Raw genomic sequence first — 24,465 nt, forward strand, 5'->3', positions numbered from 1 at the left:
CGTGTCCACGCTGACGCTCTATCAACAGCCAAGGACGCGGTACATGGATTACGACGCCGCCCGGTCGCGGGCACAGGAAGCAGAAACCGGCCTCCGCCTCAGCGAGCCGGTCTCGCTGGCTTCACTCCAGAGGCATCTCGAACGGTTGCGGGACCGCAAGATCGTCATCAACCCCATCGAAGGGCCCACCGATAAAGTCTGCGGCCTGTGGTTCGGGCTTGACCACATGGACCTGATCCTGCATGCCCGGGCGGCCTCGGAAGTCCACCGGCAGCAGATTATCCTCCACGAGTTCGCCCACATGATCCTGCGCCACGAGCAGGACACCGTGTCCGCCGAATACGCCGGTACGTTCTTCCCGGACCTCGACCCGGAGCGGGTGGTCAAGGCACTGAAACGGACGGATTTCCTCGATGAGCTCGAGGTAACCGCCGAACTCCTGGCTGACCGCCTCGCCGCACGCATCCGCAGCTCCCAGGACCGCTCCGGCGGCCAGCCGGGAAACTTTAGCTCGGTCTTCGGATGATCCAGCTCCTGATGGCCGCGGTCCTGTTCGTTCTGGCCGCGGTCCGCATCCCCGCTGTGGTGCGCAACGGCCGGGACACCGTTTTCCTTGCAGCGCTGTTCGCCGGCACCGGCTCGCTGCTGATGTCACCGGCCGTGTACGCCACGGTCGATGCCGGCATCGGCGGCATCAACGTCGCCAAGCTTGCCCTGCATTCCGCCTTCATCATCGGGCTGTGGTATCTCCGACGCGCGGTCCTCGAGGCGATCATGCCGCCCGATACGCGGCGGCCCTTGGTGCGCTCCCTGCCGCTGATCGCCACCCTGCTCCTGCAACTGCTGTTCTTCGTGCTGACGGGCCCCACGGTCACGACGGACAGCTGGGGCGCCTACCACGGGCGACTGCCTGCCGCCCTGTTTTCCACCGTGCTCATCGTGTTCATCGGGTGGGTCTGCTGCGGAGTCGCCGTCGCGTGCTTCCGCTACATCCCGAGGATGCGCCGGTCCTTCAAAGTCGGGTTCACCATGGTCGGCATCGGCTGTACTGTCGGTGTGCTCGTGATGGTCAAGTTCACGATCGGGCTGCTCTCCGTCCCGGTCCCGGCGCTGGAGGCCATCCCGGTGCCCTCCCATGCCGCCATCGGAGTCATGGAAATGCTCACGGTCATACTGGTCGGGACGGGCCTGACGATTCCGGCCATGGCAGGCCGGAGCCGGCGCAAACGCCGGGCCCGCTGGGAGGCCGACACCCTCGCCGGCGTCGAACCCATCAGGGAACGGGTCCTGCACAATGTCGATCCCGAACGCCTCCTCGAGAGCGACCCCGGCGCGCCTGCCCGGGATCGGCTGCACCGGATGATCGTTGAGGTCTGGGACGCTGAGCTCGCGTCCGGCGGCACCCTGACCCCGCAGGAGCGCACCTTCCTGCTGGCTGCCGAAGAGCAGCTCGACCTGAACCGGCTCCCGTGACGGGGTTCCATTGATGGGGTTGTTCACCCACCCGAGCCGGCGCGCGCACCCGGCCGGCACCGAGCTCCACGAGATCTACCGGGACATGGTGCTGTTCGATTTCCAGTCCGAGATCCACGCCGGGTTCTTCGTCTCCTACTACCGCAACTTCGCGGTCCCCTCGATCGCCCGGACGCTGGCGCGGACCGGTGAGATGGCGGCCCGCCCGCTGAAGCGCTCCTATGACACCGGGATCGTCATCCACGAGATCATCGCCAACGGCTTTGACCACGAGCGCAGCCGAGCCATGATTGGGCTGCTCCGCCGGGTCCATGAAGGCGTGCCCGGCACCGCCGAGGACTTCGTCTACGTGCTCATGACACTGCTGGTCCTTCCGCTGAGATGGGTGGACGCCAACGGCTGGCGGCGGCTGACCGACCTCGAGAAGGAAGCCGCCACCGCCTTCTACACCGAGCTGGGCACCCGCATGGGACTGGGCCCGGTCCCGGCGTCGTTCGATGCCGCCTGCGGCTTCCTGGATGACTACGAGGACCGGAACCTGGGCCCGAGCCCCGAGGGGGCAGCCCTTCTGGCCGCCACGGTCCCCGCCCTGGAAAACCGGTTGCCCGCCCCGCTGCGCCGCTTTACGCCCCTGGTCCTGGCACTGATGATGGACAAACCCAAGGTGGCCGATGCCCTGGGGCTGAAGCGGGCACCGGCCGTCCTGAGGTTCGCATTCACCACTGTCCTGCGTGCGCGCGCCATCAAAGTCCGGATCCGGCCATTGCCGAGCAGTCCTTCGTTTGTCCCGGGCACCGCAAACATTGCCGTGTACCCGGGCGGATACACGCTGGATCAGATCGGGCCCGGAGCCGCCGTCAACGGGGCACCGCACTAGGTGCCGGACCGACGGCGGGTCCTCCGGAGACGGGCACCGGCACCTCGCCCGGATCGACGGGACCCAAGTCCAGGTGGAACGGCGGATATTCGTCCCGCATGAGGGCAACGTAGGCGATGACACGGTAGATCCAGCGGTTCAGGCCCAGCAGGAGGTCGAAGATCCCCCGCCAGTATTGCCCCGTAAACAGCAGGATCACGCCCGCAATGAGGACCAGCAGCCCCATCAGGGAGATGCCCGCTCCATACTGCACATACTGGCCGTTACGATACTCCCACGTCCAAGCCGTGCCCGTCAGGATGCCGATGATCAGCAGATGCGGGATGGCCAGCAGCCACGATTTCACCAGCACCAGGCCGCGGGACAGCCGCGCGGGATAATCGACGTCGAAGTCCGCCGGGTAGTCCGTGCGGGCCAGGGTGAAGGGCGGGTAGGCGTCCGTGCCGATCGCGCTGAAGGCGTAGTAGGCCACGCGCCAATTCCAGCGGATCACGCCGACGCTGAAGTTGAACAGCGAGCGGGGGTAGTGCGCCGTGAACAGGATCGCGAACCAGGCCACGATCGTGACCACTGCGAAGGCGAACCAGAGGAAGAACAGGATGATGCAGTGCGGGATGGCCAGGAACCACTTGACCAGCCACATCCAGCGCGACAGGTTCGGGTCGAGGTAGCCGTGGAGGCGCGCGGGGTACACGTACGCCGAGGTTGCGCCGGCTGCCACCGGATAGGGAGTTCCCGGCGCGGCGGCATAGGCGGCTACGGCGCCTGCCGGCACAGCCATGTTGTAGGGCGCAGCCATGTTGTAGGGGGCAGCCATGGTGTGCTGGCCAGGGGCGGCCCCGGGCGGGTGCGTGCCCACTGGATACGGCTGGCCGGGCTGGGGTGACAGGCGCCCGGGAGGGACGCCGCCGCCCGGGCCGCCTTGGCCCGGCCCGGCGCGTCCGAGCCCTGCGGCGCCCAGCACTACCAGCGGCACGCCGATCAGGAGCATCACCAGGCCACCGATCAGCAGGCCGATGAACACTGGCAAGAGCAGACCGGAGCGTGCCCCTGCCTGCAGGTTCACGCTTACCGGGGCACTCGCGTCGGCGTTCATGACCACCACGGCCCAGTCTCCGGAGCGCAGGTCCCAAGTGAGGTCCTGCTGTCCCGGGCCCGTGGCAGTCGCGGCCCAGAAGTTCTGCTGCGCCGGATCGGACGGGATGTTGGCGCCGGTCACATCGCGGTACAGGGCGCGGAAGGGGTTGACCCTGATGTCCACGATTTCGGTGTGCCGGACGCCGGCCAGGTACGCCGCGACCTCAGCCCGCGGGCCAACACCGATGAAGATTTCCTTGCCGGGATCGGTGGTGGAACCACGGAGCAGCACGCTGCCCGCGAAACCCGCCGGGACGCCGTCGCGCATGCCGCTTCCGGCCCTTAGGTCCAGCCTGGGGGTGGTCAGCGCGTAGGAATCGGCGGAGAACGGCGCCGGCTGCGTGACGAAGTACCGGCCATCGCGCTGCTGGTAGTTGATCCAGCCCGCGACGCCGGCTCCGGCCAGCAGCCCCAGCCCCAGCATCGCGCACAGCGCGCCGATCACCAGCATGACAATCCGGCCTGCTTTCATGGCCGCCACCGTCCTTTCAGGAGGGCACTTTCACGCGGTAATCACGACTTTGAGGGCCTTGGTCTCTGACGCGCGGGAGAACGTGTCGTACGCCTCCATGAACTCGTCAAAGTTGAAGTGGTGGGTGGCGAATCTGTCCGCCGCAATTTTTTGCTGTGCCACAAGCTTGAGCAGCATGGGGGTGGTGTTGGTGTTCACCAGGCCCATGCTGATGCTGATATTCCGGATCCAGAGGTCTTCGACGTGCAGTTCAACGGCCTTGCCGTGCACGCCCACATTGGCCACGTTGCCGCCGGGCCGCACGATGTCCGTACACATCGTGAACGTCGCCGGCACGCCGACGGCCTCGATCGCTACGTCCACGCCCTGCCCGTCGGTCAGGACCATCACCTGTTCCCTCCAATTGGCATCGCTGGAGAGGACCACATCCGTTGCGCCGAATTCGCGGGATTTCTCGAGCCGGTTCGCATCGAGGTCGACAGCGATGATCGTGGCGGCCCCATAAAGTCCGGCGGTAGCGATCGCGGCGAGTCCAACGGGGCCGGCGCCGATTACGGCCACCGTGTCTCCCGGTTTGACCCGGCCGTACTGCACGCCGATCTCAAAGCCGGTAGGAAGGATGTCGGAGAGCATGACGGCTTGTTGGTCGCTGACTCCCTCCGGCAAGAGGTGCAGGGAGTTCTCGGCATAAGGGACGCGGACAAACTCGGCCTGGGTGCCGTCAATCAGATGCCCGAAAATCCAGCCGATGCCCGGGGTGCCTTCCTGCCCCAGGCAGTGCGAGTACAGCCCGGTCTTGCAGTTGGCGCAATGCCCGCAGGACTTGATGCAGGAGATGATGACGCGGTCCCCGACCTTGAGGCTGGTGACGGACGAACCGATCTCCGTGATGGTGCCGACCCCTTCGTGGCCCAGAATGCGGCCCTTGGCCACGGCCGGGACGTCGCCCTTGAGGATGTGCAGATCGGTGCCGCAGATAGTGGTGGTGTCCACTTTGACGATCACATCGCTGGGACTCTGAATTCTTGGGTCGGGGACCTCGGTCCAAGACTTCTCCCCGGGCCCGCCGTAGACCAGGGCTTTCATACGTATTCCTTGGCTTTAAGGATGACCAGCGGGTCCACGAGGCGCAGGCGGCATGGCGTCTCTGTGCCATCGATCCCCGAATACAGCAAGGAGACGCGGGCGCGCTCACGGAGTTCCTCAATCGCGGCTGCCGATACGCGGGCATGCGCGAGGTCCAGCACGAGTTCGAACGCGGGGAGCTTGCTCGTGACGCGGCGGCACACAACGTAGAGTGCCCGCACGTTGGCTGCGGTCACGATGCCGTGTACCTCGATCCGGGCTGATTCGGCGTCGGCGTTGAGGCGGATGAGAACTTTGAGTTTGGGGTCCCCCGAATGGTGGTGCATGGTCATGTGGCCGTGGTCTCCTGCCGTTTCCTGCTGAAGCCGGAAAATGCAAAACGCCATTTCCTTCCCCAATTTGCGGTGAGACCCTTACTTCATTCCGTGGGGCGATTCCTCCCTCAACTACGCGACCCCCAACTGGCCGTGCAGGAACCTCCCCACAATCAGCTTGGTGGGCAAACGTTTAACGGGTAAGGGGCAAAAGTCCCTTGTGCGCGTATTAGGCCCGTCTGCTTTGGGTCCAAGGCCATTGCGCGCCTAGCCTGTTTCTATGCCTGATCCGCTCGATCCCAGCCGCGCGCCGGATCTCGTGCTCGCCTCCGCGCGGCAGCCCGGGAACGAAGCATGCGTCGACGTTCATGTCCGCGGCGGTGCCGTGGCGGCGGTCGTCCCATCGCGCCAGGACGCGTCTACGGCCCCCGCCGGCACCCGCGTGGTGGACCTGGACGGCCGCTCCGTCATTCCGGGCCTGTGGGATGAGCATGTGCACATGACGCAGTGGGCCCTGGCCACCAACCGGCTTGACCTGTCCGATGCCGGCTCGGCGCGCGAGGCGGCCGCCGTCGTCGGGTCGCATGTCGCTGGGTCTCATGCCACCGGCGTTAGCAGCCGTATCGACGGTTCCGGAGCTGTCGCGACGCTGGTGGGGGTGGGTTTCCGCGATGCCGTCTGGCCGGACCTGCCCAGCCTGGACCTCCTCGACGGTGTGACGCACGGCCGGCCGACCGCCCTGATCAGCCACGACCTCCACTGCGTCTGGCTCAACTCCGCAGCGGCCCAACGGTACGGAGTGCAGGCGCACGCGGACGGGCTGCTCCGGGAAGATCCGGCATTCGCCCTGACCCGCGAGCTGGGCAACCTTCCGGATGCGGTGGTGGATCGGTGGGTGCAGCAGGCGGGGAAGGCGGCTGCCGCGCGGGGCGTCGTCGGGATCGTGGACTTCGAGATGACTTGGAACCGCGACGCCTGGCTGCGGAGAATCTCCGGCGGCTTCGCTGCTCTGCGGGTTGAAGCCGGGGTCTATCCGCAGGATCTTGACCGGGCTGTGGCCGAGGGGCTGCGGACTGGGCTGGGGGTGGCTGGCAGCAACGGGCTCCTGACCGTGGGCCCATTGAAGGTGCTGATCGACGGCTCGCTCAACACCCGCACAGCCTTCTGCGTTGACCCGTATCCGGCCGGAGGCCACGGCCTGCTGACCGTGAGCGAGCCGGAGCTGCTGGCCCTGCTGGTCCGTGCGCGGCAGGCCGGTTTTGTGCCGGCGGTCCATGCGATTGGGGACGCGGCCAACCGGGTCGCGCTGGATGCGTTTGAGGCGGCGGGCATCGGCGGGCGGGTGGAACACGCCCAGTTTGTCCGGAGCGAGGATTTTGTCCGCTTCGGCCGGTTGGGCGTGACTGCGAGCGTGCAGCCCGCGCATGCCCTCGATGACCGGGACGCTGCCGAGGCGAACTGGCCGGGCCGCACGGACCGGGCCTTCCCGCTCCGTTCGTTGGTGGCCGCCGGGGCAAGGCTCGCCCTCGGCTCCGATGCTCCGGTAGCCCCGCTGGATCCGTGGACTGCCATGTCCGCCGCCACGGCGAGGGCCCGGCAGGATGGCCGCGGGCCTTGGCATGCCGAACAGGCCCTCACGCGGCAGGAGGCTCTCACGGCCTCGACCCGCGGCCGTGGCCGGATCCGGGTCGGGGATCCGGCCGATATCGCCGTGCTCGACGGCGACCCGCGGAAGGTTTCCGACGCGGAGTTTGCGGCCATGCCCGTGTCCGCCACGTTGGTGGCTGGGCGGTTCACCCACGGCAGCCCGTAGCCGCTTGCTTTGCCTGTGGCCTATTTGCCTTTGACGCGCGCCTGGACGAGGTTGGCGAACGGCAGCCGGCCGTGGTCCTCGCGGAATCGGGCGTGGTACCCGGCCTCCGCCCCGTTGACAGCCTCCGCTGGCAGCTCCTTCCAGGCAATCAGGAGGGACCCGGGATCGGCGAGCTGCCAGATCAGCCGGCCGTCCCAGTGGCCCGGCGGCTTGCCCTTGCCGAAGTCGATGAACTCCTGGATTTGTCGGCGAAGGCCGCGGTTGCCCTTGCTGCCAGCGCCCGCTTTGCCGATGTAGACGACGTCGGCGTCCTCAACCCACTCGGCGGCCAACGCTGACTCCGAAACGGACGGATCCTTTTTCTTGAAGACCCCTGCCGTGCTCTTGGGCAGGAACCGGAGTTCATAGCCTCCAGGCTTCAGCACGGCGAAGATCCCGGTCCGTTGGGGGATCCGGTTGACGTCCACTGCTGCGAGAGGCCTAAACCCGGCAAACCCGTCTGACTTGAGTGTCTGTCTGTTGATCGGCATGGGTTCCTTGACTCGGGGCAGTGTGCGCCCTTGAAGCTTACGGAAGAAGCCCGCGGAAGTCCGGGCTCAGCCGCGGGTGAAGGTGCCCAGCCCCGTCTGATCGTAGAAGTCGAGCCTGACGCTCGGAGCCCTGGCGTCCGCGGTGGCGGCGCCCGTGGCGGCACCAGCGGCGAAGATTGCCCCGGCGAGGCCGTTGGCGTTCTCACCGATGGATTCAAAGCTGAAGGTATCGCCGTCGAAGTGTTGGAGAGGAAACTTGGTGGTTCGGCCGGCCGGACCCAGCTCCAGGGTCAAGACGCCGTTCTCCACGGCGACGCCAAGCGGGCCATAGTAGGAATTCGCATAAGTGCCGGTGTAGAAATCGTTGCCGCGTGCGGGTTCGACCCGCGACGGCGCCTGGGAGTAGTCGACTTTTGGCTTCTCCGCCTCATCGATCTTCTGGAAGGCGCCCGCGGTGAATCCGAGCCAGTCCACTGTGGGTGATCCGTTCTGGGCAGTGTCAAGGAACGCGGCGCAGATGGCCTCGGGAATGCCCTGCGGCCGACCGTTCGTCAGCGCCACAATGCCCAACTGCTCGCCGGGGAGCAGGGAGACGGCGGTCGCGGCACCAAGGTTGAAGGCTCCGGAGTGTCCAAGCATGAGCCGGGCGTGGTCGTCGTACGAGACGTTCCAGCCCAGGCCATAGAAGCGGGTGCGGGCCGCTGGTGTCGGGGGAAAGCCGTTCACCGCGTGCGGAACATGCGTGACCCCCAGCGCGTCCGGGGCGATAATCTCCGTACCTTCAAAGCTGCCATCGGCGAGCTGCAGGCGGATCCAGCGGGCGAGGTCGCGCACGGAGGAGCTGGCCCCGCCCGCTGGCGCTTCGGCGTCGGCGTCCCTGCTGTATTTGGCCACCCAGGTCTTATTGCCCGCGGGCACGTGGATCAGGGCCCTGTTCGAGGCCTTTTCGTAGTCCGCGTGGCGATAGCTCGTGGCGCTCATGCCCAGCGGCTTGAACAATACGTCTTCAGCGAAGTCCGCCCAAGCCATTTTCATGGCATCGGCAGCGGCCCGGGCGCCAGCCGTGTAGCCGAAGTTGCTGTAGTTGTAGCTCGCCCGGAAGGAGTCCAGCGGCTGCTGGTTGAGGTGGCTGAGAATGTAGGACTGGTCGAATCCCAGGTCCTCCAGCAGATCGCCCGCTCCCGTTCTTAGGCCGCTTTGATGTGACAGCAGGTCGGCCACCGTGGCATTTTGCGTCACGAACGGGTCCTTTAGGGCGAAGCCCGGGCTGTGGTTGATCACCGGGTCCGTCCAGGAGATGGCCTTGCGGCCCACCGCGGCTGCAGCCACCGTAGAGGCCAAGGGTTTGGACACGGAGGCCACTTGAAAGACGGTGTCCGCGTCCACTGTCTCGGGCTTGCCGGACTCCCGCACGCCGAAGCCCATGGAGTACAACACCTGGTCCTTGTAGACCACGGCCACGGCGATTCCGGGGACGCCGGTACTCTCCATGGCGCCCTGGACGATACCGTCCAGCCTGGCCAGGGCGTCGTTGACCTTCTGCTGGTCCAGGAGCGGTTTGACCTGCGGTTCCGGCGCGGGAAGCAACGACGCCGACGGCGACGGCGTGCCGGAGGCGCCCGGGCCACTGCCCGGGCCACGGCTTGCGGCACCGGCGGGGGAGCTTTGGGCCGTGCAAGCGGCGAGCAGCGGCGCCGCCGCCATGCCCGCGGCCCCGACACCGAACGCCTTCAGCAGCGAACGGCGGTCAGAAGGCAACGAGCCGATCCTCGCAGCGATATATTCCTTTTGGTTCATGGACACACCCCGCCCTATAAAACCCCGCCGGACACCGCTTGGGTCGCCGCGCTGGCGCCCTCTCCCATGATGGACCCGCGCCGGATTTTGAGACAGGGGTTGTGGGGGCCTCGACCTCCCCACGGCTCACACCAAACCCACCCGTCAACGAGCACCGCTCCGGGCACACGTCCTACACCGCTCTGCTAAGAAGGCTTCCTCTGAGTGGTCAGCGCTCCGGGCGGGACCGGCGGCCATTATTGTCAGTGGTCCCTGAAACACTGGATTCATGGACGGCAAACAGGGGCCAGAAGTGGCTCACAGACCGGTGGCAGGGCGCCGCGGCGGCGGATCCTTCGCTGCCGTGGCCGCCCGGCTGAACGCCGTCCCGCCGCCCACGGACTGTGCCGGGATCATCGACCGGATCCGGGTGCTAGAGGACGTGAAATCGGCGGCGGCGGCTGAACAGGCCCGGCTCGCCGTCGAGTTCGACCTCCTCCAGCGCCGCGCCCCAGGCCGCCGCCGGCATCCCCGCCAAACACCTCGGCGCCGGGATCGGCGCGCAGATCGCCCTCGCCCGGCGCGAATCCCCCGCCAAAGGCGGCCGGCTCCTCGGCCTGGCCAAAGCCCTCGTGACCGAAATGCCGCACGCCCTCACCGCCCTCGAAACCGGGCAGCTGAACGAATGGCGCGCCACCCTGCTGGTGCGCGAGACCGCCGGCCTGACCGCGGCGGACCGGGCCGCCGTCGACGACGAACTCGCCCCCGACACCGGAACGTTCGACGGCGCCGGGGACCGGGCGATCACCGGCGCGGCCCGCGCCGCGGCCTACCGCCGGGATCCCCGCACCGTCACACAGCGCGCCGCGCACGCCGCCACGGACCGGCACGTCAGCCTTCGCCCGGCCCCGGACACCATGTGCCGGCTCAGCGCCCTGCTCCCGGTCGCCGCCGGCGTGGCCGTCTACACCGCCCTGGCCCGGCACGCCGAGACCCTCCGCAGCACCGGCGACCCCCGGAACCGTGGCCAGCCCATGGCCGACACCCTCGTCGAACGCGCCACCGGCACCCCGGGCGGGATCACCGGGGTCGAGATCCAGCTCGTCATCACCGACCGGAGCCTCCTCCAGGCCGACTCCGAGCCGGCCCGGCTCCCCGGCTACGGCACCGTCCCCGCGGGCTGGGCCCGCACCCTCGTCACCACAGCCGCCGGCCCACCCGGCACGACCACCACGGCTGGCGGCACGGGCCGTACGTTGGAAACTGGCAGTCCCGCTCAACCGGACGGCGGGGCCGCGACTGCCGATGATCCAGCGTTCAAGGTCTGGCTCCGACGCCTCTACACCCACCCGCGCAACGGCGAACTCGTCGGGATGGACTCCCGCGCCCGGATCTTCCCGCCCGGGCTCCGCCGCTTCATCCAGGCCCGCGACGACACCTGCCGCGCCCCCTGGTGCGACGCGCCCATCCGCCACCTGGACCACGTCACCCCCTGGCACCACGGCGGCCAAACCACCAACACCAACGGCGCCGGCCTCTGCGAAGCCTGCAACCACACCAAAGAAACCCCCGGCTGGACCGCACGCCCCACCACCACACCAATGTCGGCCAGCGGCGCAGGCAGCAGTAGGGGGAGCAGTAGCCCTAGGCACGCCATCGAGCTCACCACCCCCACCGGCCACACCTACCACTCCACCGCCCCACCCCTGCCCGGAACGCCGCTTCGACCACCAGCCTCGGACCAGCATGGATCCCGCCAACGGCGCCAGCTCCGGCACCACGCCAAAACACTTCACCGCGGAAGACTCACAGCAGCACCTGCGGCTTAGGAATCAGTGTGCTGGCGGCGCACGGACCGGGCGGGCCCGCCGGAACTGGACAAAGCTTGGCCTGCCGCCCGGCCTCGGGCAGCCGGTCTCGCGCGGCTGGCCGCTAGTCGAAGAACTCGATCCGCGGTTCGCCCTGGACCCCGCCACGCTTCATGGCGTCCAACAGGTCCGGGTTGGCAAAGAAGGATCGCGCTTCGTCGACGGAGCCGAAATAGTGGAGGACGAGGACTGCGTTGGGGTCGCCGGCCAGCCTGTGGACCGACTCCTGGGTGACTCCGCCGGCAGCCTGCAGTTCGGCGACGGAATCATAGACTTTGCGCCATTCGTCGTAGTCGGCAACCTTGTGAAACACCACGGAAAGTGCCATGGCAATGCTCCTTGCTAGGACGGGAGCCGCCCGAACGGAGGCTCCACGGTCGGTTGGAATGCGGCCGGTCCCAGCCTCTGGCCACGCTGACAAGATCTCACCCGGCGACGGCGACAAAGAAAAACGCCCTCCACCCCGGGTGGCGGCTTGGCGTCAGGCCTGCAGGTACCTTCGCGATCTCGCTATGAGAAGGCTCGGACACTTCAGTGTCCCGAACAACCCGGCGTCGTCAGATGGTTACCTGCAGGTACTTAAAGCGTACGCCCGCCCCATCCCCAGAACCAGAGGCAGGAAGCCTCTGGACCCGCCCCTCGAGACCGAAATGAAATGAATGCCCCCTCCGAACCACCCCCTGCCGCGAAAGCGTAGAGTGGAGGGAGCCGCCTGATTCTGGACGCCAAGTGCTGAGGGAGAAATCGTGACGATTGACTGGGACGAAAAAAAGACCTTGCTGCAGGAGCCGAACATCGCCGCGGTGACGCAGCTGTGCGACGAACTCATGGAAAAGAAGCCTGGATCCGTGGTCCCCTACATCGACCCCGTCCATGACGAGGACGAATGCCGGATCGTCAGCCTGCATATCAGCCCCGGCAAGGGCACGGAATCGGGCTTCGTCTCGCATTTCAATGACGATGAAGCCGCCCGCCGCGCCACCTCCATCTACGAGGCCGCCGAGCTGGATCCGCGCTACGTGATGCCGTGGAACGCCTACCCGTGGATCCGCGATCCGGACGCGGCCTCGGCGTTGAACGTCCAGGAGAAGACGGACGGTCTGCGGCCCTTCCGCCAGTTCCTGAAGATTAACAAGCGCGTCTCGGCCGTCATTGCCCACGGTGCCGACGCCCACTCCTTCCTGACGCTCTTCGAGAAGACCTACCATTCCTCGCTGAAGAACCATGGCGTCAAGATCTACAAGGCCACCGCGCTCGGCGGCCGCGCCTTCGCCGTCTCGGCAGCCAAGCAGGAAGAGCTCCTCGCCAAAAACGTTGAGGTCTACAAAGACGCGATGCAGCGGGCTGGCATCCAGCACCTCTGAGGCATCACCCCGACAGCAGCCTGCGCCGGTGCCTGAGCTCCTTGAGCCAGTCGCGGGTGACCGTGGTCGAGAAGGGGGAGGCGCCGTCGTCGGTCATGGAGCGGAACGCCGTACCCGCCTGGAGGTCCGCCAGCAGCGGCTCCGACGCCCTCAACGCCAGCTCGAGCACCTGCACGGCTGAACGCTCTGTCAGGCCCATCCCCGCGGCCCAGCCCAGGAAATGCTTCCTGGAGATCCCTGTTCGCTTGCCGTCCAGGGTCAGGGCGAGTGTCTTGTCCCCGTAGACAACCGTGGAGGGGATGTCGTAAACCGGCGCGATGGACCACTCCCCGGTCGGCTGCTGCACCATGGAAACGTTCTTGGCATGCAGGTCGCCGTTGCCGGAAAGCCACGCAAATGCCGCCTGGAGGGCCAAATTCCGCAGCGCGGGCAGCGGAGCCGCGCAGTACGCCGCCAGAGCGTGGCACACCTGCCCGTATCCCACGTTGTACTTGTCCGCGGGATAAAGGCCCAGCACCTGCGCCCCGTCCTCGACGGCGAGCCGCTGCACTGCCCCCGCGGACCCGGCCGCCGTCTTGGGCCCCGCCGCCCCGGCGACCGGAACCCGGTCGAAGCGTTCCACGAGCAACCCCGGCCGGCCGGCGACGTCGCGGATCAACTGGACCCGGCTCAAGGGAATCCGCAGCCGCGCCGCGTACCGGAACATCACGTACTCGTTTTCGACGACGTGCGGGAACTCGGGCGCGTTGAGCTTGAGGATGTACCGCCGGCCGGAGCTGGCCACCGGCATGGAGATCATTCCTGCGGACAGCTTGTCCTGCACTCCGGCCAGTGCCACGGGGTCGATCAGCCCGGAGTCTCCCAGCAGGGCATCGAAATCGACGGGAGTCCCGGGGTCAAGCTCGACGGCGTGCTCGTCCGGGTCAAGCTTCTCGCCATGTCCAACAATCTGCACGTCACCCACCGGGTTGGCGCCGGCCGCGATAAGCAGGGACAGCTCATCGTCCACGCTGGTCTTGACGGAGCGGCGCAACGCATTCAGCCGCCGCCCCTCCGGCAGGAGCCCGGTGAAATACGGCGGGGCAGCCCCCGCCGCGGACAACACGGGATTCGCAGTCAGCGGCAAGGAACTTGCGACGGCGGGCCCGCCAGATGCCAGATAGGCCGGCAGGTAGCTGAACCTGGTGCCACCGTCGTGCCGCTCCAGCCGGGCTGCCAGCACGCCGGCCTTGTAGATGTCCGCGATGCGGTGCCTCATGGCCGGGCTTCCGGGCCGTTCTGCTGTTTGCCGTGTGCCAGCGGTTCACGGCTGGCTCTTGATTCGGTGTTGGATGTTTGTCCGCTGACACCGATTTCTCCGCTGGTTCGGGGGCCGGCCAGGGCCCGGGCCGCGGCGCTGGTCCGGGTCTGGACCCGGAGCTCGAGGCCAAGTGTGTCCAGGAGCGCCAGCAGGGAATCCAGCTGCACCGTGCGTTTGCCCTGTTCGACGAACCGGACGAAGCGCTCTGAGACCCCGGCCAGTTCGGCAAGATCACGCTGGCTGAGCCGGAGCGACCCACGCCGGCCGCGGACCTGGGCAGCGAGGTCGCCCGGAAACGTGTTCGCCATGGCCGCCTTCTTGTCGATCCAGATACGTCCGATTGACCCGCGCTATTGACCCGCGTCGATAGGTACGAACGTGCCGTTTTGCGTGCATTTCCAGTATAGAACAGACCAACGTGCCTGAAAAGGGCAATTCCGGCACGTTCGTACCGGTGAGTGTGGGGCAACAGGGGGACGGCGCAGCGGACGGTGCGCCGTCAGGTGTAACGAGACCCAGCCGGGCCCGACTAGACGGGCAGGTCGGAGTCAAAGCAGGGCAACTCAAGGTATCTAGGGCGCTTGGACTCTGAGGCGCCGGGAATCTCAGGCGTCGAGGTTCTGAGGCCCCGGGAATCTCAGGCGTCGGGGTTCTGAGGCCCCGGGAATCTCAGGCGAAGGGGTTCTGAGGCCCCGGGAATCTTAGGCGTCGACGTCATGGAACGGACGATTCCGCCAGACGGGCACGTGGCAGTGCCCAATCCCCCGTAGGATTTAAGGGATCTTTGCGACAACCCGCCCGCCCTTGGAATCCGGAGAGGACTGCCCTCGATGACGCGCGCTCCCTTCCGGCTGTTCCGTACCGGGCTGATCGGATCCATTATTGTGGCGCTGGCGGCCGGGGGACACCTGGCCGGCGGCGGGCGGATGCCGGAGCCGGCGATCGTGGCGGCGTTGTGTGCGGTGGCGATGGTGCCGGTGGCGGTCCTGACCCGGTTCCGGCTGTCCTTTGCTGTGTTGGCCGGGCTGCTCGGCGGGGGGCAGTTGTGGCTGCACTGGTCCTTCGACGCACTGTCCGCCATGGCCGTTCCTGCCCGGATGGCCGGCAGCCATCCGGGCCATGCGGCCGCCGCGATGCCTCCCGGGACCCTCGACGGGACCCTCGACGCGTCCATGGCGGTCCCCGTTGCGGGTCCAGGCGCGGGGATGGACGGGGTCATGTTCGCTGCCCACGCGGTCGCGACCCTGGGCACCGCGCTGCTGCTGGCCCGCGGCGAGCGGGCCCTGGCCGCGCTGGCCTCCTGGCTGCGGCCCCTGGTGCAGCTGCCCGAACCCGCCACCGTGGTGCCGGCCCGGGTCCCCGGGCCGTGCCCGGCCACCCTGGTGCTTCCGGCGGCCCGGGCCGGCCGGCGGCTGCCGGCCCGGCGCGGCCCGCCCGTACCGGTGCCCGCCGCCTGACATCCCCCTCCTTTCACACGGGACCGGGGAGCGCGGGCGGCCACCTGCTGCTTTGGACTGGACGGACACCCGTGCCGGCCGGCCCCTGACCCGTTATTTCCTTTTTGTGAAAGGCCCTTTTGCCATGCAATCCTCGCTCCGCCGTACCCTCAAGACCGCCTCTGCCGCCACGCTGACCGCCGGCCTGCTCGCCGCCGGCGCCGCGGCCGCGTCCGCGCACGTCCACGTCGACTCCGATGACCCGGCCGCCGGCGGCTACAGCCACCTGACCTTCAACGTCCCGAACGAATCCGAGACGGCCAAGACCAGCAAACTCGAAGTCACCCTGCCCACGGACACCCCGTTCACCTCCGTGTCGGTAAAACCGGTCGAGGGCTGGACTGCCGTGATCACCACCGCCGATCTGCCCCAACCGGTCACCATCGCCGGGGCCACGGTCACCAAGGCCCCCAGCTCCGTGGTCTGGACCGCCGACACCGCCCACCAGATCGGGCCCAACGAATACCAGGCGTTCGCCCTCTCCGTGGGCGTCCTGCCGGACGCCGGCACCACCGTGACACTGCCGACCGCCCAGACCTACACCGACGGCACGGTCGTGAAGTGGGACGAGAAAACCGTCGAGGGCCAGGCCGAACCCGAACACCCCGCCCCCTCATTCGTGACCACCGCCAAAGACGCCGACCCCGGCCACGGCGCATCAGCAACAGCGGCACCTGCGGCGTCGCCCGCCCCGGCCGCGGCAGCGAGCACGCCCGGTGACAGCGGCTCCGCCGCCGGCTGGATCGGGCTGGCCGCCGGTCTGGCCGGACTCGCCGCGGGCCTGACGGCGCTGGCCCGCACCCGCCCGACCAAGACGAAGTAATACCGCCAACTGACACTGTCAAGTAACCCGCCGCCGGCCCCTCCGGCGCGCAACCCGACGGCGGCCCCGGACATTGAACTGCTCAACATCCTGGGCCGCCGTCGCCGTCACAATTGACTCCCCGGTGTGACCCCTGCCATAGTTGAAGGCGTGAACCTGTCAGACAGCCGGACAGCAGGACAGCCCCTGGCCCGCCTCAGTGCGGCCGAAGCGGTATTCAACGTCCTCCGCTCCGAAATCGAATCCGGCAAGCTCGGCGTCGGCGCCAAGCTCAGCTCCGAGGCCAACCTCGCCCAGGAGTACGGCGTAAGCCGCTCGGTGGTCCGCGAGGCGCTGCGCTCCTGCACCGCCCTGGGCCTGACCGTTACTAAGACCGGGCGGGGAACGTTCGTCGTCGCCAACCACGTGGCCAAGGACCTGGTCTTGGGCCAATTCTCCGCGCTCGACCTCACCGAGGCGCGTCCCCATATCGAGATTCCTGCCGCCGGACTGGCTGCGGAGCGCCGTTCGCCTGAGGAACTGGACACCATGCGGGATATCGTCGCCGCGATGGCCGCCGAGGACGACCCCGAAGTGTGGGTGGGCCTGGACTCCAGTTTCCACGCGATGATCGCGCGCGCCAGCCGGAACAAGGTGTTCGAAAACGTCGTCGCGGACATCCGTGAGGCCCTGGCCCACCAGTCCGAGACCCTGAACATGGTGGCGGACCGCCAGCACGCGTCCGACGAGGAGCACCGGCGCATCCTGGCCGCGATCGAAGCCGGCGACCCGGCCACTGCCCGGATCGCCATGAGCCAGCACCTCCATGCCGTTGGCGTTGCCCTCGACTCGATCCTCAACCCCTGACGGCAGACACCTGACGCCCTCTTTCCAGCAGCCACAAACTCGGCAGCAACAACTGACCAGCCAGCGCCAAGCCACAACCACCGCCAAAAGGACGCAATGATTTCTCCCGCCCTCGCGCACATCCCGACCCCGTTGGCCCAGGAGCGGCTTCCGCAACACGCGCCGCTTGCGGTCCAGACCCGCGACGGCATCGTCGAAAGTGTCCACTACGGCTCGGTCATCGCCACCGCGGCGGACGGCCAGATCCTCCTGGCCGCCGGTGAGCCCCTCGCCCCGTTCTACCCGCGGTCCGCCTTGAAGCCGCTGCAGGCCGTCGCCATGGTCCGCGCGGGCCTGGAGCTTCCGGATGAGCTCCTGGCGCTCACAGCGGCCAGCCATTCCGGAGCCGCCACCCACCGTGACGGTGCGCGGCGCATCCTGGACCTGCATGGGCTGACTCCTTCGAACCTCGAAAACAGCACCGACCTCCCGTACGGCGCCCGCGAGCGGGAGGACTGGCTCGGCGACGGCGGCCAGGCCACCCGGCTGGCCCAGAACTGCTCCGGAAAGCATGCCGCCATGGCCGCCACCTGCGTCATCAACGGTTGGCCGGTCCAGGGGTACCTGGACCCGGCGCACCCTCTGCAGCAACTTGTGGCCCGGACCGTGACGGACCTGACCGGCGAGGAACTGCAGCGCACCACCACTGACGGCTGCGGCACCCCGCTCTTCGCCCTCACGCTGCGCGGAATGGCCCGCGCCGTCGGGCGTCTGGCGGCGGCAAAGGGTTCCGACGGCGGCGCGGAAGCCGCCGTCGCCCGTGCCATGCGCGGCTGCCCCGAAATGGTTGCGGGCGAGGACCGGGATGTCACCGCCCTGATGCGCCTGGTTCCCGGCCTGCTGGCCAAGGACGGCTTCGAGGGAGTCCAGCTGGTTGGCCTCCCGGACGGCCGCGCCGTCGCCGTGAAGGTCTCCGACGGCGGAGACCGCGCCCGGATGCCCGTCACCGTGCGCGTCCTGGCCGCGCTCGACGTCGACACCTCGCCCTTGGCGCGCCTTGCAGCAGCCCCCGTGCTGGGCGGCGGCCGGCCCGTCGGCCTGCTCCAGGCCACCGATTTCCTCGCTGACCCCAAGACCTCCAACGCCTCCAACTCTTCCCACGACCTGTAAGGACCGCCATGACCTCGACAGACGATCGCGCAGACTTCCGCTCCGAACACGACCTCCTGGGTGACCGGGACGTCCCCGCCGACGCCTACTGGGGCGTGCACACGCTCCGGGCTGTGGAGAACTTCCCCATCACCGGCCAGCCGCTGTCCTCCAACATGCACCTGGTCCGCGGCCTCGCCGCGGTGAAACTGGCCGCCGCCCGCACCAACCACGAGCTCGGGCTCCTCGACACCGAGCGCGCCGCGGCCATCGGAGAAGCCTGCACCGAGGTCCTGAACGGCAAACTCGGCGAGCAGTTCGTCGTCGACGTCATCCAGGGCGGTGCGGGGACGTCCTCGAACATGAACGCCAACGAGGTCATCGCCAACCGGGCCCTGGAAATCCTCGGCCATCCGAAGGGTGACTACGCCCGGCTGCACCCCAACGACCACGTCAACCTCAGCCAGTCCACCAACGACGTCTACCCCACCGCGGTCAAGCTCGGCACGATCTTCGCGGCCCGGGAACTCCTCGCCGCCCTGGCCGAACTCGAGGACGCCTTCGCCGCCAAGGCCCTGGAGTTCCGCACCGTGGTGAAGATGGGCCGCACCCAGCTCCAGGACGCCGTCCCCATGACCCTCGGCCAGGAATTCGGCACCTACGCCGTAACGATTGGCGAGGACCGGCTCCGCCTGGCCGAAGCGGACCTGCTGATCCACGAAATCAACCTCGGCGCCACCGCGATCGGCACCGGCCTGAACGCACCGGCCGGCTACGCGGAGACCGCCTGCCGGCACCTGGCCGAGATCACCGGCCTGCCGCTGGTCACGGCCGTGGACCTGATCGAGGCCACCCAGGACGTCGGCGCCTTCGTGCACCTGTCCGGCGTGCTCAAGCGGGTCGCCGTGAAACTCTCCAAAATCTGCAACGACCTCCGGCTGCTCTCCTCCGGCCCGCGCGCCGGCCTCGGCGAAATCAACCTCCCCGCCGTGCAGTCCGGCTCCTCGATCATGCCCGGCAAGATCAACCCGGTCATCCCGGAAGTGGTCAACCAGGTCGCCTACGAGGTGATCGGCAACGACGTCACCATCACCATGGCCGCAGAAGCCGGCCAGCTCCAGCTCAACGCCTTCGAACCGATCATCGTCCACAGCCTCCACAAGAGCATCTCCCACCTGGAAGCCGCCTGCCGCACCCTCACGGCCCGCTGCGTCCGGGGCATCACCGCCAACACCGAACACCTCCGCATCACCGTGGAACAGTCAATCGGCCTGGTCACCGCCCTCAACCCGCACCTGGGCTACGCCACAGCCACCGCCATCGCGCAGGAAGCCCTCGCCACCGGCAAGGGTGTCGCCGAACTCGTGCTCGAACACGGGCTGCTCACCGCCGAGCAACTCACCGAACTCCTCAGCCCGCAACGCCTGGCCAACCTGAGCAAGTAGCGCACCCTCGAACCCCGAAGGACCCCATGACTCATCCAGAAACTGCCCATGCCCAAAAACTACCGGTCCAACAACAGCAGGCCGTCTCCGACCACACCATTCCGGCGCACGCCCACGCCTCCGAGGCCGCGCTCCACGCCGAGGACCAGGGTTATCACAAGGGCCTGAAGCCCCGGCAGGTCCAAATGATCGCGATCGGCGGCGCCATCGGCACCGGCTTGTTCATGGGTGCCGGCGGCCGTCTCGCCACCGCCGGGCCGGCCCTGATCATCAGCTACGCCGTCTGCGGGTTCTTCGCGTTCATGATCCTGCGCGCGCTGGGCGAACTCGTGATGCACCGGCCGTCGTCGGGCTCCTTCGTCTCCTACGCCCGCGAATTCTTCGGCGAGAAGGCCGCGTTCGTCACCGGCTGGCTGTACTGGCTGAACTGGGCCATGACAGCGATCGTGGACATCACCGCCGTCGCGCTGTACATGAACTTCTTCAAGAAGTACTGGGCGCCCATCGCGGACGTGCCACAGTGGACCTGGGCCCTGGCAGCCCTAATCCTGGTCCTGGGCCTGAACCTCATCAGCGTCAAGGTGTTCGGCGAGCTTGAATTCTGGTTCGCGCTCATCAAAGTCGTGGCGCTCGTGTCCTTCCTGGTCGTAGGAATCTACTTCGTCATCTTCGGCACTCCCGTGGCGGGCCAGGAGGTCGGCTTCAGCCTGATCGCGGACAACGGCGGCTTGTTCCCCAACGGCCTGCTGCCGGCCATCGTGGTGATGCAGGGCGTCGTGTTCGCCTACGCCTCGATCGAACTGATCGGCACGGCCGCCGGCGAGACGGAAAACCCTGAGAAGATCATGCCGCGGGCCATCAACACGGTGATCGTGCGCATCGCGGTGTTCTACGTCGGCTCGCTCGTGCTGCTCTCCCTCCTGCTGCCCTACAGCTCTTACAAGGCCGGCGAAAGCCCCTTCGTGACATTCTTCGGCTCCATCGGGGTGGATGGGGTGGACGCCATCATGAACCTCGTGGTCCTGACCGCCGCTCTGTCCTCACTCAACGCGGGCCTCTACTCCACCGGCCGGATCATGCGGTCGATGTCGGTCTCGGGTTCCGCGCCGAAATTCGCTGCCCGGATGAACAAATCCGGTGTCCCCTACGGCGGAATCGCGCTCACTGCCGCCGTCGCGGTCCTGGGTGTGGTCCTGAACGCGGTGGTCCCGGCCGAGGCCTTCGAGATCGTCCTCAACGTCGCGTCGCTGGGCATTATCAGCACCTGGGCCATGATCGTCCTGTGCCAGATGCAGCTTGCCCGGCTCGCCGCCCGCGGGGAAATGCTCCGGCCCGCTTTCCGTATGCCGGGTGCACCCGTCACGGGCTGGATCACCCTGGCATTCCTCCTGGCGGTGCTGGTCCTCATGGCCTTCGACTCGCCCGTGGGAACGTGGACCATCGCATCCCTGGTGGTCATCGTCCCGCTCCTGATGCTCGGCTGGCGCCTCTGCCGGGACCGCATCCTGGAAATCGCCGCTGTCCGCGACGGGTTCACCGGCCCGTACCCACTCGTGGCCAACCGCCCCGCAGGGACGAACGCAGGGAAGAACGCGGCGGCCACGGACGGGACCGCCGACCGCAATTCGGAGTAGCCCCCCGGCGTTACGCGGCCGCGTCCCGGGCCGCGTAACGCAACGTCCCCGCAACCTCTCGCGCACTTGGTTCGCATATGCTCAGCTCAAGACTCAACATGGCTCAGCGACGAACCACCCGGGAGACAGCTCATGACCAACTGGCGGATCAGGGATTTCCATTCGGCCGATCTTGACGGGATCCTGCACCTGTGGGAGTCCCTCAAGGCCACCAACGTCGAGCCGGTCTACGCACTCTCCGAGGTGCTCGCCTCCTGCGAAAAGGACCATGCCGTCGTCGCCGTGCAGGGTGAGCAGGTGGTGGGCGCCGCCGTCGGACGTGCCGCCCATGACCAGGGGTGGATCGTTTTCCTGGCCACGTTGCCCGATTTCCGTGGCCGCGGCATCGGCACCTCGCTGCTGGCCGCGGTGGAGAACAGGATGGCCCCGCACGGGCTGAACAAGCTGTCGGCCCTAATGCCCGAATCCGAAACCCGGGTGGAGGCCTTCCTCAGCCGCGGTTTCGCGCTGAAGAAGAACCTGCGCTACTTCGAGCGGAAAATCCCGGTCCAGCGGCAGGAACTGGAACCCCTCGGCCTCCTGGGCGGCCGGATCCTGGCCCGTGACCTCTGGGAGAACGTGGCCGGCATGCGCCGCGAAAAGGAACTCCTGGAACGCCGGCTGGTCCTTCCGCTGGCCGAGGCGGACCTCGCCGACGAATACGGGGTGGTGCCGCCACGCGCAGTGGTCCTCTTCGGCCCTCCCGGCACGGGCAAAACGACCTTTGCCAAGGCCATCGCCTCCCGGCTGGAGTGGCCGTTCGTGGAGGTCTTCCCCTCCCGGCTGGCCTCCGACCCCAAAGGGCTGGCCGGGGCGCTGCGCGAGACCTTCCTGGAGATCGCCGAACTCGAGCACGCCGTCGTGTTCATCGATGAGGTGGAGGAGATCGCCGCTCAGCGCTCGGGCGAACCGCCCTCTCCCCTGCAGGGCGTCACCAACGAACTGCTCAAGATCATCCCCGCCTTCCGCGAACAGCCCGGCCGGCTCCTGGTCTGCGCCACCAACTTCATCCGGGCCCTCGATTCGGCGTTCCTGCGGCACGGCCGGTTCGACTACGTCATCCCGATCGGCCTCCCGGACCGCCAGGCCCGCGAGGCCATGTGGCAGCGCTTCATCCCCGCCGCCGTGGTGGACGACGTCGACGTGGAGCTCCTGGTGGACCGCGCCGAAGGTTTCTCCCCCGCGGACATCGAGTACGCGGCCCGCAGTGCCTCGCAGCGGGCGCTGGAAAAAGCGGTGTACGACGACGGCGGTGCGGCGTCCGGTGGCAGCGCCTCAGTCCGCGAGGCGGTCCGGAAGGGCCCCTCAACCCAGGACTACCTCGATGCGATCGCCGAAACCCGGACCACGGTCAGCGCCGAAGTGCACCAGCAGTTCCTTGAGGACATCGACGCCCTGGGGCGCGTGTAGGTGGACTCTGCGTGCCCGCCAGCGCTGGTGACCTGCTCACTGGGCTGCAACCTCGTCGCAACCCTCCCTTCCCTAGGCTCTTGGCAACGGCCATCATCCGGCTCAGCACAAGGGCCGGAGATGATGCCTCACCCCCATCCCTCGTGAGGCTTTTCCGCGGACAACGGGCATCCACGGCCGCCTTCTGGCGCGATGCTCAAATTCAGGCCCGCGCATTATTTGCTGCGGTTACAAGCGAAGAAGGAATATCGACAATGACGACGATGAAAGCAGCTGTAGTTACCGAATTCGGCAAGGATCTCCAGATCCAGGACCTTCCGGTCCCCACCCCGGGACGAAGCGAGGCACTGGTCAAAGTACTGACCAGCGGGGTATGCCACACCGACCTGCACGCCGCGGAGGGCGACTGGCCGGTCAAGCCGTCACCACCGTTCATTCCCGGCCATGAAGGCGTCGGCGAGGTCGTCGCCGTCGGAGAGGGCGTCACCGATCTGGCAGTCGGTGATCTTGTGGGAAACGCCTGGCTGTGGTCGGCCTGCGGCGACTGCCAGTACTGCCGGACCGGCTGGGAAACCCTGTGCGAGGCCCAGCAGAACGCCGGCTACAGCGTTGACGGCTCGTTCGGCGAGTACATGCTGGTCGACAGCCGTTTTGCCGCACGCATCCCGGCCGGCTCGGACCCGGTGGAAGTCGCGCCTGTCCTCTGCGCCGGCGTGACTGTCTACAAGGGCCTGAAGATGACCGAGGCCAAGCCGGGCCAGTGGGTCACCATCTCGGGCATCGGCGGGCTGGGGCACATCGCCGTCCAGTACGCCGTGGCCATGGGCCTGCGCGTCGCCGCGGTGGACATCGCCGACGACAAACTGGCCCTGGCCAAAAAGCACGGCGCCGAACTGACGGTCAACGCCCTGCACGAAGACCCTGCCGAAGTCATCCAGCGCGAAACCGGAGGTTGCCATGGAGTCCTGGTCACAGCAGTGCACCCGTCAGCGTTCGGCCAGGCCATCGGCATGGCACGGCGCGGCGGCACGATTGTGTTCAACGGCCTGCCGCCGGGGGACTTCCCCGCGCCGATCTTTGAGATTGTGCTCAAGGGCCTGACCGTCCGGGGCTCCATCGTGGGCACCCGGCAGGACCTCGAGGAAGCGCTGGACTTCTACGCCCAGGGCAAGATCCATCCCACGATTTCCACCCGGGATCTCTCCGAGGTCAATGCCGTCCTCGATGAAATGAAGCACGCCAAGATCGACGGCCGCGTGGTTATTAAGTACTGAGTCCCTATGTACTGAGTCCTACAGTACTGCGTCCTCCAGTACTGGCCATCCGGCTGCCTGCGACGGCGGCGTATCCCTGGGCCCCCCGGGGATACGCCGCCGCTGCGATCCGGATCCGGTCCACGGATACCGCGCGCGACGGCCCGCACGCATTTTCACCGCAGTATTTTTCAAGGCCGCATTTCTCACAACCTTAATCTATGACGAACAGGGGTTACCCATGTCCAGCGCCCACACCGCCGCATCATCCAGCCTCCTCCTAGCAGGCGACGCGTTTGAGAATTTGGCGCAGGAGGACCGGCGGTTCGCGCCGTCGGCGGAGTTCGCCGCGGGCGCGGTGGTGACCGCGGGCGAGTATGC

The 24,465-nt window shown here is 67.6% G+C and carries 21 protein-coding genes and 1 pseudogene; 14 read left to right on the forward strand and 8 right to left on the reverse strand.

From position 1 onward, the window contains the following. The first annotated feature begins 43 nt into the window (after nt 1-43). Genes ACFVTM_RS21515 through ACFVTM_RS21525 form a run of 3 tightly spaced genes read left to right on the forward strand, consistent with a single transcriptional unit; the run spans nt 44 to nt 2,350 of the window. Nucleotides 44-526 carry a hypothetical protein gene (locus tag ACFVTM_RS21515; protein ID WP_390206140.1) on the forward strand — a complete coding sequence of 161 codons (483 nt, stop codon included), beginning with the start codon at nt 44-46 and terminating at the stop codon, nt 524-526. Next, nucleotides 523-1,473 (forward strand): hypothetical protein, encoded by a 951-nt coding sequence (locus tag ACFVTM_RS21520; RefSeq protein WP_390206141.1) that lies wholly within the window; start codon nt 523-525, stop codon nt 1,471-1,473. Before ACFVTM_RS21515 ends, ACFVTM_RS21520 begins: the two co-directional genes overlap by 4 nt. Before the next feature lie 13 nt (nt 1,474-1,486). Then, nucleotides 1,487-2,350 carry an oxygenase MpaB family protein gene (locus tag ACFVTM_RS21525; RefSeq protein ID WP_390206142.1) on the forward strand — a complete coding sequence of 288 codons (864 nt, stop codon included), beginning with the start codon at nt 1,487-1,489 and terminating at the stop codon, nt 2,348-2,350. On the opposite strand, the gene ACFVTM_RS21530 is transcribed toward ACFVTM_RS21525, so the two are convergent. Genes ACFVTM_RS21530 through ACFVTM_RS21540 form a run of 3 tightly spaced genes read right to left on the reverse strand, consistent with a single transcriptional unit; the run spans nt 2,331 to nt 5,377 of the window. Then, the gene (locus ACFVTM_RS21530; RefSeq protein ID WP_390206144.1) at nt 2,331-3,959 is read right to left on the reverse strand and encodes a DUF4389 domain-containing protein; all 1,629 of its coding nucleotides are present in this window, start codon (nt 3,957-3,959) and stop codon (nt 2,331-2,333) included. The genes ACFVTM_RS21525 and ACFVTM_RS21530 overlap by 20 nt on opposite strands. Nucleotides 3,960-3,989: 30 nt before the next feature. Then, complete coding sequence (locus ACFVTM_RS21535; RefSeq protein WP_390206145.1) at nt 3,990-5,045, reverse strand: zinc-dependent alcohol dehydrogenase family protein; 1,056 nt, start codon at nt 5,043-5,045, stop codon at nt 3,990-3,992. Beyond that, nucleotides 5,042-5,377 (reverse strand): hypothetical protein, encoded by a 336-nt coding sequence (locus tag ACFVTM_RS21540; protein ID WP_390206146.1) that lies wholly within the window; start codon nt 5,375-5,377, stop codon nt 5,042-5,044. Before ACFVTM_RS21540 ends, ACFVTM_RS21535 begins: the two co-directional genes overlap by 4 nt. Before the next feature lie 262 nt (nt 5,378-5,639). Here ACFVTM_RS21540 and ACFVTM_RS21545 point away from each other — a divergent pair, with 262 nt between their 5' ends. Then, nucleotides 5,640-7,172 carry an amidohydrolase gene (locus ACFVTM_RS21545; protein ID WP_390206147.1) on the forward strand — a complete coding sequence of 511 codons (1,533 nt, stop codon included), beginning with the start codon at nt 5,640-5,642 and terminating at the stop codon, nt 7,170-7,172. A gap of 20 nt (nt 7,173-7,192) precedes the next feature. Here ACFVTM_RS21545 and ACFVTM_RS21550 read toward each other — a convergent pair whose 3' ends face one another. Both ACFVTM_RS21550 and ACFVTM_RS21555 read right to left on the reverse strand, forming a co-directional pair. Continuing rightward, nucleotides 7,193-7,702, reverse strand: coding sequence for a hypothetical protein (locus ACFVTM_RS21550; protein ID WP_390206148.1), 510 nt, complete (start codon nt 7,700-7,702; stop codon nt 7,193-7,195). Nucleotides 7,703-7,768: 66 nt separating this feature from the next. Then, nucleotides 7,769-9,499 (reverse strand): serine hydrolase, encoded by a 1,731-nt coding sequence (locus ACFVTM_RS21555; RefSeq protein WP_390206149.1) that lies wholly within the window; start codon nt 9,497-9,499, stop codon nt 7,769-7,771. 268 nt (nt 9,500-9,767) lie between these two features. Here ACFVTM_RS21555 and ACFVTM_RS21560 point away from each other — a divergent pair. After that, nucleotides 9,768-11,307, forward strand: a pseudogene (locus ACFVTM_RS21560) (HNH endonuclease). A gap of 103 nt (nt 11,308-11,410) precedes the next feature. Here the strand turns inward: ACFVTM_RS21560 and ACFVTM_RS21565 are convergent. Continuing rightward, on the reverse strand, nt 11,411-11,674 hold the full coding sequence (locus ACFVTM_RS21565) for a hypothetical protein (RefSeq protein ID WP_390206150.1): 264 nt from the start codon (nt 11,672-11,674) through the stop codon (nt 11,411-11,413). Nucleotides 11,675-12,092: 418 nt separating this feature from the next. Here ACFVTM_RS21565 and ACFVTM_RS21570 point away from each other — a divergent pair, with 418 nt between their 5' ends. Beyond that, nucleotides 12,093-12,710: a uracil-DNA glycosylase gene (locus tag ACFVTM_RS21570; RefSeq protein WP_390206151.1), complete on the forward strand. Its 618-nt coding sequence runs from the start codon at nt 12,093-12,095 to the stop codon at nt 12,708-12,710. A gap of 4 nt (nt 12,711-12,714) precedes the next feature. Here the strand turns inward: ACFVTM_RS21570 and ACFVTM_RS21575 are convergent, their stop codons facing one another. Both ACFVTM_RS21575 and ACFVTM_RS21580 read right to left on the reverse strand, forming a co-directional pair. After that, the gene (locus tag ACFVTM_RS21575; protein WP_390206153.1) at nt 12,715-13,968 is read right to left on the reverse strand and encodes a type II toxin-antitoxin system HipA family toxin; all 1,254 of its coding nucleotides are present in this window, start codon (nt 13,966-13,968) and stop codon (nt 12,715-12,717) included. Further along, nucleotides 13,965-14,318 (reverse strand): type II toxin-antitoxin system Y4mF family antitoxin, encoded by a 354-nt coding sequence (locus ACFVTM_RS21580; RefSeq protein ID WP_390206154.1) that lies wholly within the window; start codon nt 14,316-14,318, stop codon nt 13,965-13,967. The genes ACFVTM_RS21575 and ACFVTM_RS21580 overlap by 4 nt, the downstream gene beginning before the upstream one ends. A gap of 522 nt (nt 14,319-14,840) precedes the next feature. Between ACFVTM_RS21580 and ACFVTM_RS21585 the strand changes: the two genes are divergently transcribed. From ACFVTM_RS21585 to adhP, 8 genes are all read left to right on the forward strand, one after another. Next, nucleotides 14,841-15,467, forward strand: a complete 627-nt coding sequence (locus ACFVTM_RS21585) for a hypothetical protein (protein WP_390206155.1) — start codon at nt 14,841-14,843, stop codon at nt 15,465-15,467. 124 nt (nt 15,468-15,591) lie between these two features. Beyond that, nucleotides 15,592-16,329, forward strand: a complete 738-nt coding sequence (locus ACFVTM_RS21590) for a YcnI family protein (protein WP_390206156.1) — start codon at nt 15,592-15,594, stop codon at nt 16,327-16,329. Between the two features lie 150 nt (nt 16,330-16,479). Beyond that, on the forward strand, nt 16,480-17,175 hold the full coding sequence (locus tag ACFVTM_RS21595; protein WP_390206157.1) for a FadR/GntR family transcriptional regulator: 696 nt from the start codon (nt 16,480-16,482) through the stop codon (nt 17,173-17,175). A gap of 96 nt (nt 17,176-17,271) precedes the next feature. After that, nucleotides 17,272-18,324 carry an asparaginase gene (locus ACFVTM_RS21600; RefSeq protein WP_390206158.1) on the forward strand — a complete coding sequence of 351 codons (1,053 nt, stop codon included), beginning with the start codon at nt 17,272-17,274 and terminating at the stop codon, nt 18,322-18,324. An 8-nt stretch (nt 18,325-18,332) separates the two neighbouring features. Further along, a complete protein-coding gene (locus ACFVTM_RS21605) occupies nt 18,333-19,748 on the forward strand; it encodes an aspartate ammonia-lyase (RefSeq protein WP_390206160.1) in 1,416 nt (471 codons plus the stop codon). Between the two features lie 26 nt (nt 19,749-19,774). Continuing rightward, the gene (locus ACFVTM_RS21610) at nt 19,775-21,382 is read left to right on the forward strand and encodes an amino acid permease (protein ID WP_390206162.1); all 1,608 of its coding nucleotides are present in this window, start codon (nt 19,775-19,777) and stop codon (nt 21,380-21,382) included. A gap of 132 nt (nt 21,383-21,514) precedes the next feature. Continuing rightward, a complete protein-coding gene (locus ACFVTM_RS21615) occupies nt 21,515-22,831 on the forward strand; it encodes an ATP-binding protein (protein WP_390206163.1) in 1,317 nt (438 codons plus the stop codon). 263 nt (nt 22,832-23,094) lie between these two features. After that, nucleotides 23,095-24,105 carry an alcohol dehydrogenase AdhP gene (gene adhP / locus ACFVTM_RS21620; RefSeq protein ID WP_390206171.1) on the forward strand — a complete coding sequence of 337 codons (1,011 nt, stop codon included), beginning with the start codon at nt 23,095-23,097 and terminating at the stop codon, nt 24,103-24,105. Nucleotides 24,106-24,465: the final 360 nt, after the last annotated feature.

The organism is Arthrobacter sp. NPDC058130 (assembly GCF_042884475.1).
Taxonomy (GTDB): domain Bacteria; phylum Actinomycetota; class Actinomycetes; order Actinomycetales; family Micrococcaceae; genus Arthrobacter.